11 protein-coding genes are annotated in these 15,325 nt (G+C 66.9%); 1 reads left to right on the top strand and 10 read right to left on the bottom strand.

Going from position 1 to position 15,325, the window contains the following annotated elements; all coding sequences use genetic code 11:
• Nucleotide 1: 1 nt before the first annotated feature.
• The 6 genes from N5D20_RS00120 to N5D20_RS00095 form a co-directional block, all read right to left on the bottom strand.
• Nucleotides 2-2,203 (bottom strand): hypothetical protein, encoded by a 2,202-nt coding sequence (locus tag N5D20_RS00120; protein WP_279914965.1) that lies wholly within the window; start codon nucleotides 2,201-2,203, stop codon nucleotides 2-4.
• Nucleotides 2,200-3,384: a UDP-N-acetylglucosamine 2-epimerase (non-hydrolyzing) gene (wecB, locus tag N5D20_RS00115; protein WP_043397864.1), complete on the bottom strand. Its 1,185-nt coding sequence runs from the start codon at nucleotides 3,382-3,384 to the stop codon at nucleotides 2,200-2,202. Before wecB ends, N5D20_RS00120 begins: the two co-directional genes overlap by 4 nt.
• Nucleotides 3,385-3,651: 267 nt before the next feature.
• Complete coding sequence (locus N5D20_RS00110) at nucleotides 3,652-4,689, bottom strand: fimbrial protein (RefSeq protein WP_279914964.1); 1,038 nt, start codon at nucleotides 4,687-4,689, stop codon at nucleotides 3,652-3,654.
• The gene (locus N5D20_RS00105) at nucleotides 4,680-7,244 is read right to left on the bottom strand and encodes a fimbria/pilus outer membrane usher protein (RefSeq protein ID WP_010482000.1); all 2,565 of its coding nucleotides are present in this window, start codon (nucleotides 7,242-7,244) and stop codon (nucleotides 4,680-4,682) included. The genes N5D20_RS00110 and N5D20_RS00105 overlap by 10 nt, the downstream gene beginning before the upstream one ends.
• Nucleotides 7,245-7,336: 92 nt before the next feature.
• Entirely contained in the window at nucleotides 7,337-8,065 is a 729-nt protein-coding gene (locus tag N5D20_RS00100) for a molecular chaperone (protein ID WP_049411192.1), read from the bottom strand.
• A gap of 85 nt (nucleotides 8,066-8,150) precedes the next feature.
• On the bottom strand, nucleotides 8,151-8,660 hold the full coding sequence (locus N5D20_RS00095) for a fimbrial protein (RefSeq protein ID WP_279914963.1): 510 nt from the start codon (nucleotides 8,658-8,660) through the stop codon (nucleotides 8,151-8,153).
• 489 nt (nucleotides 8,661-9,149) lie between these two features.
• Here N5D20_RS00095 and N5D20_RS00090 point away from each other — a divergent pair, with 489 nt between their 5' ends.
• On the top strand, nucleotides 9,150-9,515 hold the full coding sequence (locus N5D20_RS00090) for a hypothetical protein (RefSeq protein WP_010482007.1): 366 nt from the start codon (nucleotides 9,150-9,152) through the stop codon (nucleotides 9,513-9,515).
• Nucleotides 9,516-9,540: 25 nt separating this feature from the next.
• Here the strand turns inward: N5D20_RS00090 and pncB are convergent, their stop codons facing one another.
• The 4 genes from pncB to gspD form a co-directional block, all read right to left on the bottom strand.
• Nucleotides 9,541-10,719 (bottom strand): nicotinate phosphoribosyltransferase, encoded by a 1,179-nt coding sequence (gene pncB, locus N5D20_RS00085; protein ID WP_279914962.1) that lies wholly within the window; start codon nucleotides 10,717-10,719, stop codon nucleotides 9,541-9,543.
• Between the two features lie 107 nt (nucleotides 10,720-10,826).
• The gene (locus N5D20_RS00080) at nucleotides 10,827-11,666 is read right to left on the bottom strand and encodes a glycosyltransferase family 2 protein (RefSeq protein ID WP_010482011.1); all 840 of its coding nucleotides are present in this window, start codon (nucleotides 11,664-11,666) and stop codon (nucleotides 10,827-10,829) included.
• Nucleotides 11,663-12,517 (bottom strand): glycosyltransferase, encoded by an 855-nt coding sequence (locus N5D20_RS00075; RefSeq protein WP_197578233.1) that lies wholly within the window; start codon nucleotides 12,515-12,517, stop codon nucleotides 11,663-11,665. The genes N5D20_RS00080 and N5D20_RS00075 overlap by 4 nt, the downstream gene beginning before the upstream one ends.
• Nucleotides 12,518-13,117: 600 nt before the next feature.
• Nucleotides 13,118-15,319: a type II secretion system secretin GspD gene (gene gspD, locus N5D20_RS00070; protein ID WP_279914961.1), complete on the bottom strand. Its 2,202-nt coding sequence runs from the start codon at nucleotides 15,317-15,319 to the stop codon at nucleotides 13,118-13,120.
• Between the last annotated feature and the right edge of the window lie 6 nt (nucleotides 15,320-15,325).

Raw genomic sequence — 15,325 nt, 5'->3', positions numbered from 1 at the left:
ATCAGTGCCCTGTGTTGGCGGACTTGCGGCGGCGCACCTGGGTGACGCGGGCGGCCAGCAGCGCGAACACGATCACGCCGACCAGCAGCAGCAACCAGACCATGTGCCGTTCCCACTTCGATTGCGGATTGCCATCCTGGGCAACGCGGCTTCCGTAAGGATCCTGGCGATCGAACTCGCGCACGGCATCAGTGCCGTCGAGCACCGCAAGATCACCGCGCAGCAGCCGGAACGGTGCGCCGAACGACGGTGCCTGTGCGCCCAGGTCGCTGTACAGCACCCCGAGCTGGCCGCCGGAGGTGCCGACCTGCACCACCGCAGCGCGATCCAGGCCGCCGACATCCAGCAGCGGCTGCGGCTTCCCGCCGATCAGCAGGTGGCCGTCCTTCAGGCCGGCCACATCAACACCCGACGGCGCCACACCGAAGGCCAGCCACGGCGTACCCGGGCTGACCGCCGCACCGGCATCGACCACCTTCAGCGCCGACGCCTCCGGCGAGGCGCCCATTGCACTGGCCACCGCGATCACCTTGCGCAGCGATGCCGGCGCATCCTGCAGCCACGTGGCGGGCACGAACACCTGGTTGCCGCGTGACAGCTGGCTGCTGGCACCGACGAAATCACTGCCCAGCGAACGCTTGGCCAGGGTCAGGTGACTGCTGGGCAGGACCGATACCGGATAGGCGGTGGCCGGATCGTGGCAATAGGGGCGTGCCGGCTGGCGCAGGAAGCTGACCCGGATCTCGTTGCGCGCCGACAGCGCATAGGCCGGCACCTTGGCCACCAGCCGCTGCGGCTGGCCGTTGGCCGACAACACCTTGCCCCCCAGCAGGTAATCGTTGAAATGGATGGTGGCCACCGCGCCCTGCCCGGCCGCGTTGGGGGCCGCCGAGACGTCGATCACCACCTCTTCGGGCAGGCGCCCATCGGCCGACAGCGCGCCGAGGTCGAAGGTGGCGCTGCGGTCCGCGCGGGTGACGACATCCATCGTGCCGGCGATGTTGCCGAGCCGGCTCAGCAGCACCTGGTCACCGTCCAGCTTCGGCGTGCCCGCTGCGCTGACCTGCAGGCTGCGGCCCAGCGCATAGCTGCGCCACTGTTCGGCGAACAACCCGGCGACCTTGCCCGCCGCCGCCGGGTCGACCACCAGCGTCGGACGGCCGGCAACGGCCACCACGCTGACCGAGGCGCTGGTCGCGGGCTTTTCCAGGCCACCCATGTCGGTACCGCGCCACGCGGCGAACGCCGTGCCCGCGTCGGCGCCAGTGGTGGCAACCTGTGCGGCCAGCGCATCCAGCGCCGCGCGCACGCCGGCCCGCAGCGCATCACTGCCGATCATCACATCGGCGGCCAACGGCCCGCTGTCCCGCAGCGACAGCAGCGCACCGACTTCGGCCAGATCCTTGATCGCGTATGCCCGCTCGCCCGCGGCCAGCGCGGCATAGGCCGGCACGCCCTGCAGGCTGGCCGGGATGCTGATGCCGGTCAGGTCGACACGGTCACCAACCTTGGGCAGCGCCACCACCTGCACCTGCTTGCCACCGGCCTGCATTGCGGTACCGATGCGCCAGGCCGCATCGTAGGCGGGCGCCTGCAGTGCCTTGCCATCCACCAGCAGGCGCACCTGCGGGGGCAGCGCGCCCCACGCCTTGGCCACGGTATCCACGGCGCGGCCGTCGAAGCGGTAGCTGAAACGCGAGTCCGGCGACAGCCGCAGCACGTTGGCCGGCGCGCTCTGGTCGGCACATTGGTAGTCGGACACGATCGACCACCAGCCGACGCCGACCCGCACGAAGCCGTTCTGGCGGGGTTCGCCATCGATGGCCAGCAGCTGGCTGGCATCGCCCTGGGCATCGGTGATCGAGCGCGCGGCGATTGGATCGCCATCCACCGACCACAAGCCCGAGGTACGCCCAGCGTGCCCGCGTACATAGCGCCCATCGAGCTGCAGCTGTGCATCGCGGGTGGCAACGCCAGCCGGCACCGGCAGGTAGACCTCGCGCTGGCTCTCCTGCCCGCTGAGCACCAGCGGTTGGCGGAAACCGAGTTCGCGCAGGGTCATCTGCCGGTTGACCGTGCTGTCGCCGCTCCATTCGGCGAACTGGCCGGCGACGCTGTCGGCGGCATGGGCACTGCCAACCACGCCCGACAGGACGAACGCGGCGGCGGATGCAAGCAGGGGAGAGCGGCCGGTCTGGGTCATGGCGTCACTTCGCGTGGATGGGAGTGGGCGGCACCGCCGCTGCGGAGGCCAGGCGAGAATTCGGGAAGGGGCGTGCCACGCAGCGCGGCGACGATGCGCGCGCTGGCACGGCCATCGCCGTAAGGGCTGGCATCGGGATCGAAGTGGGTCGGGTGCGGTGGTTGTGCCAGTGCCGCATTGACCGCCTCGACAATGCGCGAAGGCGTGGTGCCGACCAGCGTCACCACACCGGCCTCGACCGCCTCCGGGCGTTCGGTGACGTCGCGCATGACCAGCACGGGCTTGGCCAGCGCCGGCGCTTCTTCCTGCACGCCCCCAGAGTCGGTGAGGATGACGTCGGCGCGCTGCATCAGGCGCACGAAGCGCAGGTAATCCTGCGGCGGCACCAGGTGCACGTTGTCGAGATGGCCGAGGTGGGCGTTGACCGGGCCCTGCACGTTCGGGTTGAGATGCACCGGGTACAGCACCTGCAGGTCCGGCCGCCGGGCCAGCTCGGCCAGCGCGCGGCAGATGTCCTCGAAGCCCTGGCCGAAGCTCTCACGGCGGTGGCCAGTGACCAGCAGCAGGCGACGATCGGGATCAAGCATATGGAAGGGTTCGTCAGCCCGCGCACGCAGCGCCGGGGCGGCATCCAGGCGCTCCACGGTCTGCTGCAGGGCATCGATGACGGTGTTGCCGGTGACCAGGATCTGCCCGCCCAGGTGTTCACCGGCCAGGTTGGCGCGCGAGCTGGGCGTGGGCGCGTACAGCTGGTGGCCGACCACATCGATCACCCGCCGGTTCATTTCCTCCGGCCACGGCCGGTTGATGTCACCGGTGCGCAGTCCGGCCTCGACATGGCCGATCGGAATGCGGTGGTGGAACGCGGCCAGCGCGGCGGTCATCGCCGTGGTGGTATCGCCGTGCACCAGCACCCTGTCCGGACGGACCTGCGTGTACAGCGCGTCAAGCCGCTCGAACAGCTTCGCGCACAAGCCATTGAGGGTCTGGTTGGGGACCATGACATCGAGGTCATGGTCGGCGGTGATCTCGAACAGCGACATCACCTGGTCCAGCATTGCCCGGTGCTGGCCGGTGATGCAGACCACCGATTCGATATCCGCAGCCTCGCCCAGGGCACGCACCAGCGGCCCCATCTTGATCGCTTCCGGTCGCGTGCCGAACACCGACAGGACCTTCACCGCAGCGCTCCGGACGGACGGCGCGAGGAAATGCCAGGAGCTGTAGCCACGTCTGGATCCTTTCGGCGTTCCCGTCCAACACCCGCAGGCAGGAGACGGTCACCTCATGAGGAAACTCCAAAATCGCGACGTACATCACATTCGAATGATGGTACGCGCGTCGTGGCATTGATCTTCATCGTTGGAAGATCAAGACGCAGTCAACGCCGCCCGCGGAACGGGCGACGTTGCAGTGAAACGCAGCAGTGGCCGCAGCCTGGGACCGCCTTACTCGTACTGGATGGTGAACGTGGCCTGGCCGTTCGCGACACCGGCGCCGACCGTGCCGGCCTGGGTCTGCACATAGCGCGCGCGCAGCGGCAGCGCCATGACGCTGGTGCCCGGCGCGGTGGTGCCGACGTTGATGGTCTGGCCGAAGCGGACTTCGCGCTCGGTGCTGCCATCCCGCTGGACCATCTGGATGCCGATGCGGGTGGCACTGTTGGTGGCCGCACTGAGCTTCAGCACGCCCGGCATGTTCGAGCTGTCCTGGTCGGCGTCGAGGCGGATGCCGATCTTGCTCTGGTAGGCGGCGACATTGCTGCCCTGGCAGTTCAGGCGGATCTCGAAATCGCGGTCAACGGCCTTGGAACCGACACCGGTGAAGGTGGTGTTGGGCACGCTGCCGAAATCGACGGCGATGTTGCGGCTGCCGGCCTGCACTTCGCAGGTCGGGCTGACCACGGTGGTGCCCGAGCCCCTGAACGTCGAGGTCAGCACCGGACGGCTGGGACCGTCACCATCGAAGTAATAGGTGGTGAATCGACCGTTCGGTGCGATCACGCCCGAACCGGTCTGCGCGGCGGTCTTGATCAGCTGGATGCGGAACTGGCCACCGATCAGCGAGATGGTGGAGTTGGCAGCGAAGTTGATGGAGTGCGGGTAGTAGGTCTGGATCGCGCCGGAGTCGCGGAACAGGCGGATGCCCACACCCGCGACGCCAGTCTCGTAAACGTTGGCAAACCCGGCCACCGGTCGCTTCTGCGGTGCGTTGACATACTCACCGGTGGAGTAGCCACCGTTCCAGTAGTCGCAGCGGGCAACGCTGTTCTGCTGGTTGATCGGTACGCTGATTTCCTTGATCACGCCGCCTACCGGCGTGCTGGGCAGGATCACGATCTGACCCATGTCCATCTGCACGTCCTGTGCAACAAATCCATTGATCTGGATACGGCACGCGGCACTGGCCTGCTGCGCCAGCAACACACCACCGAGCACGGCCACGGCAGCCAGCGCCTTGCGGCCTCGGGAAGAAATCATCGGCATGCTGCCTCCAGCGGGATGAAGCCGGTCTTGGACGCATCGGCGCCCGCCGGAACCTGGTAATCGACGGTGCAGCGCTGGTCGGCGCCTGCGCCCCATTCCACCAGCAGGCGGCCCTGGTTCTTTTCACTGCGCACGTACAGGCGGCCGCCCTGGCTGACCATGCCCACCGGCTGGCCCTGCTCGTCCTTGACCTGCGCACCGAACGGCATGGTGCGACCATCCGGGTTGCGCACCTGGATCAGCAGCGCGTTGCCCTTGCGGGTATCGAAGCGCAGGTAGCTGATGGCACCGGCGAACGGCGCGATCGACTGGCTGGTGCTTTCCAGCTCGACGTCGTGGGCCATGCCCTGCGGGTCGAGGGTGACGGTGTTGAGGCGGTACGGCGACACGTACGGCACCACGGCGTAGCCGCGGCCATCGACGCGCAGGCCCGGGGCGTTGCTGACGATCGCATCGCGCGCGCCCGGTGCTTCCACCAGCACCATGGTGTCGCCACGCTGCGGGGTGAAGGTGAAACCACCCGGATGCACGACCACGCTGCCATTGGCACCCACCGAAGCCTGACGGAAGTCACGCGAGTGGCTGTAGCTGGCGTTCAATGCGGAATAGCGGCTGCGGTATTCGACGTTGCCGATCGCGGTGGTGCTGCCCTCGCGGGAATCGGACAGGGCCGCGCCATAGCTGAAGTTGTTGTCGACACCGGCCGAACCGGTGATGCCAACGCGGCTGTTGTCGTAGCCCCCGCGGTCGCGCACGCCGAGATCAGCACTGAACGACACAGGGTGGGTACCACGGCCCAGCGGCACGCTCATCGACAGCAGGTACTGGGTATCCGAGCGGCCGAGTACGCCCTCTTCGGTGCGCAGCGCCGAGAAGCCGTAGTTCACCGAACGCCAGGCGTTGTTGTAGCCGACCTGGTACTGCTTGGAGGTGCCGGAACGGTCGTAGAAGTCGCGCACCGAGCCGGTCACGTACAACGCGCCGCCCCGACGGCCCAACGGCTGGTTCAGGGTCACCTGGAACTGGCTGCGCTGGCGACCACGGGTGGTCGGATCGATGCCGCGCTTGTCCGAATCACGGCCATACAGCGCATCCTGCAGGCTGTAGAAGCCTTCGGTCGAATAGCGGTAGGCGGCCAGGGTCAGGTTGGTCCCGGTCTCGCCGATCATGTTGCTGTAGCTCAAGCGCACGCTGGCACCGGTGTGGTTGCCGTAGTGGTCGAACGTCGTACGTGCGTGGGTGACGTCGGCGGCGAACGCGCCAACCGGCGTGGACAGGCCGACGCCGTACAGCAGCGACAGGTAGCCGTCGCTCAGTGCACTGCCGCCGTACAGCGTCAGCTGGTTGCCGATACCGCGCTGGTAGGTGCCCTGCACCAGCCACGGCTCATCGGCCAGCAGCTTGTTGCGCACCTGGCCGGCGGTCAGCGAGTAACGCGACACGCCTTCGCGCAGCATCTGCGGCACCGAACCGAACGGCACCTTGAATTCGCGGCGGCGGCCATCGGCCTCGATCACGCTCACTTCCAGATCGCCGCCGTAGCCGGTCGGGTACAGGTCGTCGATGACGAAGCTGCCCGGCGACACGGTGGAGGAGTAGATCAGCTGCTCGTTCTGGCGCACTTCGATGCGTGCATTGGTCTCGGCGATGCCGCGCACGACCGGCGCGTAGCCGCGCAGCGAATCGGGCAGCATGCGGTCGTCGCTGGCCAGGCTGGCACCGCGGTAACCGATCGAGTCGAACAGTTCACCGGTGGTGTAGGCCTCACCGATGGTGAGCATGCCGCGCACCTGCGGAATGCCGCGCTGTGCATAGGTGGCGATGCTCTGCCAATGGCGGCCATCGCCCTCGGACCAGGTCAGGTTCGAATCGTGGCGAAACTGCCAGCCACCCAGGTTCATGCCGGCGTTGAGGCCGAGGTAGGCACTGCGGTTACGCTGGCCACCTTCGACACGGCTGTCGCTGTCGATGGCATTGAAGCTGTAGCCGACGAAGCCGGCATTGATGCCGCGGTCCCACAGCGCCGGGTTGACGTAGCCGCGTGCCTCACGGCGCAGGAACACCTGCGGGATGCTGAGGTCGTAGCGCAGGTTGCCGCTGTCATAGACACCATAGGCATTGGCCATGCGCTGCTGGACCGGCACGCAGCTGGTCTTGTCGGTCGGCACGGACGGATCCTGCTGCAGCAGCACGGCTTCGCTGTCCACGCCCATTTCTTCCAGCATCGGCAGCGGCAGGCAGGCGTCGACACGGCCCTGCGCATCGGCCTTGAACTGCAGATCGCGACGGCCCTGCCAGGCACCGTTGACGTAGACGTCGACACGATAGTTGCCGGCCACCATCGGGTTGCCGTTGCTGAAGGCCGCCAGGTCGACCTGCTTGGCCTGGCCAGACAGGAAGCTGGAATTGAACTGGGCCGACTCCGGTGCACGCGCATTGGCCGCACCACTCTGCGCCATCAGCGCCTGTTCGCCGAGATTGGCCGGGGCAGCCAGCGCCCATCCTGGGCAGGCCACGCCAGCAACCAGCAGGCAAAGCGCCTGATGGATCGACAATGTCAATCTGTTTCCGATCACACTGACATTCCTTCAATTCGCCGCACAGCGGCGGTGGCGGGATGCGCAGGCCAAGGGCCAGCGCGGCGCGTTCAGCCCCCGGTGCTGCCGAGGCGGATGGTGTGTTCCACCCGGCCGCCGTAGTCGTTGATGGTGATGAAGCGGACCTGGTCGGTGCCCGCCGGTGCGGCGAACTCCAGGCTCTGCTTCGGCGCGACCATCGCGCCCTTGTCCTCGACGGCCTTTTCACTGCTGCCGGTCACGGCATGTACTTCGGCCAGAGTGACGTGGAAGGGGCTCGGGTTTTCCACCCGCAGGCGGTCGCCGGTGCGGGTCCAGCGCAGCGCTGCCGGCGCGTCGTTGGCGACGCCCTTCAGGCCCTGCGGCCGGTAGAAAAGCTTCAGGCGCGAACGGAACGCGACCTGCAGGTAATTCTGTTCGCCGCTGTCGGCGTTGTCCGGGGACGGCGGAACATCCAGCACGTTGAGCCAGAACACCGACTCACGGTCGGTCGGCAGCTGCGCGCCGGAGAAGATCAGGCGAAGCGCCTGGCTGCGGCCCGGTTCGACGCGCGCGATCGGCGGCGTCAGCACGAACGGGGCATCGCTGGTATCGGCGGTCTGGTTGGCGTCGCCGCTGTCGATCCAGGCCTGCACCAGCGCCGGCGAATCGCCCACGTTGTCGACCTGCACGGTGACTTCGCGCGCCTGCGCCGGATAGATCACTCGCGTGCCATTGACCACCACGCCGGCCAGAGCGTTCTGGCAGAAGGGCAGCGTGAACGCTGCCAGCAGCAGCGCCCGGGGAAAGATTGCTTTCATCGGAAGTACTACGCTCGAGGTATGTGGCCTGGGGCCGCGATGCACTGGCCGGCGCGTACGCCGGCCAGTGCGGGTACGACTACGATCAGTTGTAGATGATCGTGTACTTGACGCTGCTGGTGACGTCGCCCGGGGTGGCGGCGGCAGTGGCGTAGTACTCAGCGTAGTAATTCAGGTTGGCGGTGCCGTCGCCGGCCACGGTCACCCACTGCGAGTTGTCCTGGGCCAGACCGGTGCCAGCCGCCTTGATCGGCAGGAACGTGTTGTTCGAGCCCAGCAGCTGCAGCTGCACGTTGGTGGCAGCGTTGGCCGAAGCCTGGTTGACCAGGCGGCCGCTGTTGAAGTCAACGGTGGAACCCGGCTCGAAGTAGGTGGCGACGTTGCCGGCGCTGCACTTGCTCAGGTTGATGGCGAACGGGGTACGGCCCGCAACGGCACCGGCGGTGGCCAGGGTGTTCTTGGACACGGTCGGCAGGGTGACGGCGAAGTCCTTGCCGCCCGGGGTCGAGATGGTGCAGGTCTTGTCGGTCACCTTGCCGTTGAAGGTGATGGTGCCGTCGGCGGCGTTGGCGGCCAGCGGAGCGGCGGCCAGCATCAGAGCGGCGATGATATTGATCTTGTGCTTTCGCTTTTACCTAACCCTACTGAAGAGATGAGAAGTAGAGGAGGAAGCAAGGAGCACTGCCGGGCTATCAAGACCCATCCTTGCGTCTCACCTGTGGCCGGACTCGGACATACCTTCCCCTGAATCCGTGACGCAAGTATAGGCACAACTGTGATGAAAGTCTCATTATTTTTCTGAACGCCAATTCATTGACGCTTTAAATGTGACGTGATAGGCAAAATTGAGATTCAGGGAGCGCGGGGAACGTGACGGTGGCCGGATCAGGTCACAAACGACCCTGCATGACGCTCCTTGTGACGCGTTCGGCATGCGCGGAAACAGGCTTTTTTCAAGTGGAAATCGCCTTATTTGATGCGCATCACTCTTTCTTGGTGATGGCCCTAGCAGATTCGGATTTGTCCTATTAAAGACGGATCGAACCTGTCGCTAACTAGGACACACCGAACCAGAGAACGTGTCATGAGGAACTCCATTCTGCTGTGCGTGGCCCTGATGTCCGTCAGCGCACTGGCCCAGGCCAGCAGCGGCAGCATCCGTTTCAGCGGCCGCATCGCCGAGCCGGGCTGCACGACGGCCCTGTCCCAGGGTGAGCTGAGCCTGGCCGCCTGCCCGCCGTCGGCCAAGGGCTCGACGGTTGCCGTGACGGCCCTTGCCGATGGCCAGGCCGCCACGCTGCGCGACGGCAAGCGCCAGGGCCAGAAGCTGTCGGTGTCGGCCAGCGCGATGCGCGCCGGCGATATCGCCTTCTCCGAGCGTTACAGCGTGCAGGCTTCGAAGCAGCAGCCGCTGCAGGGAGCCTACCTGGTGGTGGTCGACTACCTGTAAGCCGGCGTGCTGCAAGCCGACGCGTTTACGCCGGCGGCAGCTCGAAGACCTGGCGCAGATAGGCCAGGTAGCCCGGGTCGTCGCACATGCTCTTGCCCGGCGAATCGCTGAGCTTGGCCACCGGCTGGCCGTTGCAGCGGACCATCTTGATGACGATGTTGAGCGGCGTTGGCCCCAGATCATTGGTCAGGTGGGTGCCGACGCCGAAGGCGACCTGGCAGCGACCACGGAAGTAGTCGTACAGGCGCATCACCTTGGCGATGTCGAGCCCATCGCTGAACACCAGCACCTTGCTGCGTGCATCCACCCGGCGCTGCTGGAAGTGCGCCAGCATGCGGTCGCCCCAGTCGAACGGATCGCCCGAATCGTGGCGGACACCGTCGAACAGCTTGCAGAAGTACATATCGAAGTCGCGCAGGAACGCATCCAGGCCGACCACGTCGGACAGCGCGATGCCCAGATCGCCGCGATACTCGCGTGCCCACGATTCCAGTGCCGCCACCTGCGAGTCGCGCAGGCGCGGGCCCAGTGCCTGGAAGGCCTGCAGATACTCATGGGCCATGGTGCCGTGCGGGGTCATGCCGTACAGGCGGGCGAAGTGCACGTTGCTGGTGCCGACCAGCTGCGGGCCGAGCGCGTCGCGCAGCAGCGGCAGCAGACGGGCGTGCCAGTCACGCGAGTAGCGGCGGCGGCTGCCGTAGTCGGCAATGCGGCACTGCTCGAAACCAGGGGTATCGCGCAGCAGCGCGGCCTTGGCCTGCAGGCGGCGCTCACCCTCGGCGAAGTCGGCGGCGGTGGTGTTGCGGAACCAGACTTCGTTGATGATCGCCAGCAGCGGCACTTCGAACAGGATGGTGTGCAGCCACGGGCCGGTGATGTCCAGTTCGATCTCACCGGGCACGGTCTTCGACGCGCGTAGCTGGATGTACTTGCGGTCGAGGTGGAACAGGCCGAGGAAATCGGCGAAATCCGGCTTCACGAAGCGCAGGCCACGCATGTAGTCCAGCTCCGCGTCGCTGAAGCGCAGGCTGCACAGGTGGTCGATCTCTTCGTCGATCTGGTCGATGTAGTGGGCCAGGTCGATGCCGGGCGTGCGGCACTTGAACCGATACTGCACCTGGGCACCGGGGTGCTGGTGGAGCACCGCCTGCATCATGGTGAACTTGTACAGATCGGTGTCGAGCAGGGACTGGATGATAGGCATGGGGCGGATTATGCGCCCGGCGGAGTGAACCGTGGGCGCGCCCGCCTTCCGTAGAGCCGGGCCCACGCCCGGTTGGATTGTTGCCTGAGCCGCGCGTGGGCTCGGCTCTACAACGACCTGCGCAGCAGGCGCGGCACCAGCATCAGGGCGTGCGCCCAGATCGCGCCCCACACCGCCACCCGTACCGGCAGCGAACGCTGCCTGGCCTCGAACTTCTGGAAATAGCGCCACAGGCCCTTGTGCTTGTGCCATTCAACGAAGAACGGCCGCGAGCGGCTGGAGACGCCACGAACGTGGGTGACCTGCAGGTCATTGGCGATCGCCACCACCGCCCCGGCTTCGCGCGCGCGCCGGCACAGGTCCAGGTCTTCGGCGTGCAGACGATAGCCCGCGTCCCAGCCTCCGATGCAGTCGAACAATGCACGCGGCATCATCAGCAGCGCGCCAGACAACGCCGGCACCCGCTGCAGCACCTGCTGCGGGTCACGCGGCACCGCCAGCTTCGAGCCCTTGCCTGGCGAGCGCAGCATCATCAGGAAGTCCGGATCGCGGCGGCGCACGGCCTCGTCGGCATGGCCCTGCTCGTCGACCTGTTCGACGCCGAGCAGGCAGTCGCCCAGCGCTTCGGCACGGGCGCGCAGTGCGGCCAGTGTTTCCGGTTCAACCATCAGGTCCGGGTTGATGAAGGCCAGCCATGGGCTGTGCGAATCGGCCACGCCCTGGTTGTTGGCGGCGGCAAAGCCGGGATTGTCCGGATTGCCGACGAAACGCACGCGCGGGTCGTGGCTGGCATGGCGCTGCACGATATCCAGCGTGCCATCCATCGAGCCATTGTCGATCACCCGGATCTCGGCCACGTCCTGCGCCTGGCGCAGGCGCGAGAGGCAGGCATCGATGGTGCTGCCGCTCTGGTAGGTGACGACGATGGCGGCAATGGCAACATTCAAGCAGGAGGCTCCGGCGCGGAAGACGGGACGAACAGGTCCCCCTGTTCCTTCGGCATTATCGCCTGCCGCATGCGCTGCTGCAGATCGGCGCGCAGCCCGTGCAGTGGATCGTGCATCAGGAAGTCAGCCAGCCGAGGCACCCAGCCCGGCCAGCGCGCGGCCAGGGCCTCGAGATCGCCATCGCGGCTGACCGCCTCCCCTGCCCGGCTGATGAAGGCGGTCTCGCACAACACGTTGCGCCATCCCAGGCCGGCCATGCGCAGGCTCAGGTCCACCAGCGCCGCGTTCCAGCCGGCATAGCTGTCCACGTCCAGGCCCCCGGCACGCCGACGCGCGTTGCCCCGCACCAGCACCGCGTGGGTGACCGCCGACGGCAGCTCCGGGTGCAGCGCTGGCAGGCCGGCACAGGTCTGCGCCAGCAGCGCGGCATCGTCGGGTTCCGGATTGATCTCGCCCAGCCGGGGCCACGCAGCGGTTTCGCCGGCATTGCACCATGGGGTTGCGGTCGCGATGGCGGCATCGCGGGCGAAGGCGTCCTGCAGCTGCTGCAGCCAGCCCGGTGCGGGCACGCTGTCCGGTGCCAGCACCGCCACGTCCATGCCATCGCAGGCGCGCAGCATCTCGTCCAGGTGGGCGACTTCACCCAGTGGCCGTGCACGCCGGGTGTACTCGGCCTGCAGTGGCGTGTGCGCCAACCAGTGTTCCACCACCGCCTGCGCACGCGGCCCGGTCTGCGCATCGTCGGCCAGCCAGACCGCGGTGCCCGGCGCGGTGCCCGCATCCAGTGCGGCCAGGCAGCGGTCGAGCGCGGCATCGTCCACGCACAGCGGCAACAACACGATCGCCCCCATCCCGCCTCCGTGGTTGTCGGTAGCCACAGCCTAGCACTGGGAGGGTATCGGCCGGGTTGCACCCGGCAGCCGCCTCAGGCCAGGGCAACAGCAACAGCCGAAGCAAAAGCTGGGTTCCTGGGGGTTGGCGGGGTGGGTCCGGTTGCGGGGGACGCTGCAAGTACGTCCATGTAAGCTCGGTCGCCGCATCCATGCGGCTCACGCCCCCGCAACCGGACCCACCCCGCCTTCGACAGTTTTCCGCGACCTGCCTGCTCTTCTGTAGAGCCGAGCCATGCTGGGCTCAGATCTCACATATATCGAAATATTCGATTTCGATGGAGAGTCATCCACGCATGGCGTGGATCGCGTCGACCAAGGTCGACACCTACCAACAGCAGCAGGAAACTGTCGAAGGCGGGGCACTGTGGGTTTGCGGGGTGTGAGCCGCATGGATGCGGCGACCAAGCCCCCATGGACGGGTTTACGGCGTCCCCGCAAACCCACAGTGCCCCGCCATCCCTCAGTAAACCCGCTGTTGCTGTTGCTGTTGCTGTTGCTGTTGCCGTTGCTCCAGCTTCAGCCTCTGCGGGTGCAGGGCGCAGCCCTGCCGCAACCCCCTTACTTCTTTGCGCGCGGCTGGTTCAGCGGTTCCATCGCGCGGAAGCGCTGGCTGTACTCGTCGGTCAGATTGCGCGCTTCCTGGCTGTTGCGCACGATGCTCGGGGTCAGCAGCACGATCACCTCCGAACGACGGCTGGTGCGGCTCTTCTGCCCGAACAGCGCGCCCACCACCGGAATCCGGCTCAGGCCGGGAATGCCGCTGCTGCCATCGGTGGCCGTATCGGTGATCAGGCCGGCCAGCATGATGGTGTCGCCACTCTGCACCGCCGCTTCGGTCGACAGCTTCTTGGTGGAAATGCGCGGGTTGCAGTTGCGCTCCTGCGGGTTGCAGTTCTCCGGCACGTTCGAGGCGCTGCTCACTTCCTGCACGATATCGAGGAACACCGTGCCGTCGCGGGTCACGCGCGGGCGCACCTTCAGGATCACGCCGGTGTCGATGTACTGCACCGAGCTGTAGCTGCTGGTGCCGATGCCGGTGTTCACCGTAGTCGTGTTGATCGGCACCTTGTCGCCCACGTTGAGCGTGGCCTCGGCGTTGTTGCGCACGAACACCGAAGGGGTCTGCAGCAGGCGTACATCGGTGACCTTGTCCAGCGCGCTCACCACCGCCGCGCCATTGTGGCCGGTGAATGCCCAGCCCAGGCCTTCGCCGCCCGTTGCGGCACCGGCGAAGCTGCTCCACGAGCCCCCCGCTGCCGCCGGCAGGGTCACGCCGCCCAATGCGCCCGTCAGGGCACGCCCGGCCACGGCGTTGTCGAAGAACCAGTTCACGCCGTACTTCAGGTCGCCATCGAGCGAGACCTCGGCCACCTGGGCTTCGATGTGCACCTGCAGGGGCATCACGTCCAGCTTCTCGATCACCTCGCGGATCGAGCGCCAGGCCTGCGGGGTCGAGCGCACCAGCAGGGTATTGGTTTCCTCCACCGCCGACACGCCCACGCGATCGCCCTCCACTTCCAGGCTGACGCTGACGTTGCCGGACTGGCGCTGCGGCAGGTTCATGCTGCCGTTGCCGGCACCACTGGAACCGCTGCCCGGGGTCGAGCCGAAACTGCTGTTGTTGTTGCTGTCCATGCCACGGTCGCCGTCGCTGCCCAGCTGCGACGGCATCGCACCCGGGGCCAGCGAGGCCGGGCTTGAACCGCCACGGTTGCCGCTGCTGGCGAAGGCTTCACTGAGCCGTTCGGCCAGGTCACGCGCCTTGATGTAGCGCAGCTCGTAGGAGAACAGGCGGGCACTGCCACCGGCGGTATCGATGCGGTCCAGCCACTGCTGGATCTGGTCCAGGTAGCGCACCTGCGGGGTGATCACCAGCACCGCGTTGGCGTTTTCCAGGGGCAGGAAGCGGAACATGCCGGCGCTGGGCGTCTTGCTCTCCTCGCCGAACACTTTCTCCAGGTCGGCGGCCACCTGTTCGGCCTTGCCCGACTGGATCGGGAACACGCCCACCGACATGCCCGACAGCCAGTCGACGTCGAAGATCTCGACGGTGCGCATGTAGTTTTCCAGCTCGGCGCGGGTACCACCCAGGGTGATCACGTTGCGGCCGCTGTCGACGTTGACGATGGCATTGGGCCGCGCATACGGCTCCAGTACCTTCTTCATTTCGGTGGCGGAGATGAACTGCAGCGGGATGACCCGTACCTCGAAGCCTCGCGCACTGGCAGCGGGCGCCGTGCTCGGCGCGACCGTACCGGCCAGCGCCTGGTCGGCGGCGACGATGTTGTAGCGGCCACCACTGTAGACCATGCGTGCGTTGTTCCAGCCCAGCACCATCTCCAGCAGGTTCAACGCCTGCGCCGGCGACACCGGCTTGGGCGTGGCCAGGGTGACCGTGCCCTGCACCCCCGGTGCGATCACGTAGTTCTGGCCCAGCATGTCACCGAGGATGGCCTTGACCACCGCATGCACCGATTCGCCTTCGAAATTGAAGGTTGCTTCACCGGTGCTGGCGCCATGCAGTGCCGGTGCCGGTGCGCGTGCTGCTTCGCGGTTGATCATGGTGCCGGTGCCACGGCGGATCACCGCCTGCGGAGCGCCCTGGGCGTCACGGGCAGCATCCGCGGCGACATCGGCCGCCTGGCCGGCCTCGGCAGTGGGCGACAGATTGCCCTTGCGCTGCACATGCGGCGCGGACACGGTGCTGCAGCCGACCAGCAGCGCGAGGGCAAAGGACCAGGGAAGGAAACGCAGGCTCATGCATTC

Source organism: Stenotrophomonas sp. GD03877, assembly GCF_029840555.1.
Classification (GTDB): Bacteria; Pseudomonadota; Gammaproteobacteria; order Xanthomonadales; family Xanthomonadaceae; genus Stenotrophomonas; species Stenotrophomonas geniculata.
Note: the sequence above shows the minus strand (reverse complement) of the source record. Positions and strands in the feature narration are given on the sequence as shown.

What these genes read in the sequence shown, in the direction of transcription:
- N5D20_RS00110 (WP_279914964.1), bottom strand. Translation starts at nt 4,689, where the DNA reads ATGCCGATGATTTCTTCCCGAGGCCGCAAGGCGCTGGCTGCCGTGGCC.
- gspD (WP_279914961.1), bottom strand. Translation starts at nt 15,319, where the DNA reads ATGAGCCTGCGTTTCCTTCCCTGGTCCTTTGCCCTCGCGCTGCTGGTC.
- N5D20_RS00075 (WP_197578233.1), bottom strand. Translation starts at nt 12,517, where the DNA reads ATGGGGGCGATCGTGTTGTTGCCGCTGTGCGTGGACGATGCCGCGCTC.
- pncB (WP_279914962.1), bottom strand. Translation starts at nt 10,719, where the DNA reads ATGCCTATCATCCAGTCCCTGCTCGACACCGATCTGTACAAGTTCACC.
- N5D20_RS00120 (WP_279914965.1), bottom strand. Translation starts at nt 2,203, where the DNA reads ATGACCCAGACCGGCCGCTCTCCCCTGCTTGCATCCGCCGCCGCGTTC.
- N5D20_RS00095 (WP_279914963.1), bottom strand. Translation starts at nt 8,660, where the DNA reads ATGCTGGCCGCCGCTCCGCTGGCCGCCAACGCCGCCGACGGCACCATC.
- N5D20_RS00100 (WP_049411192.1), bottom strand. Translation starts at nt 8,065, where the DNA reads ATGAAAGCAATCTTTCCCCGGGCGCTGCTGCTGGCAGCGTTCACGCTG.
- N5D20_RS00090 (WP_010482007.1), top strand. Translation starts at nt 9,150, where the DNA reads ATGAGGAACTCCATTCTGCTGTGCGTGGCCCTGATGTCCGTCAGCGCA.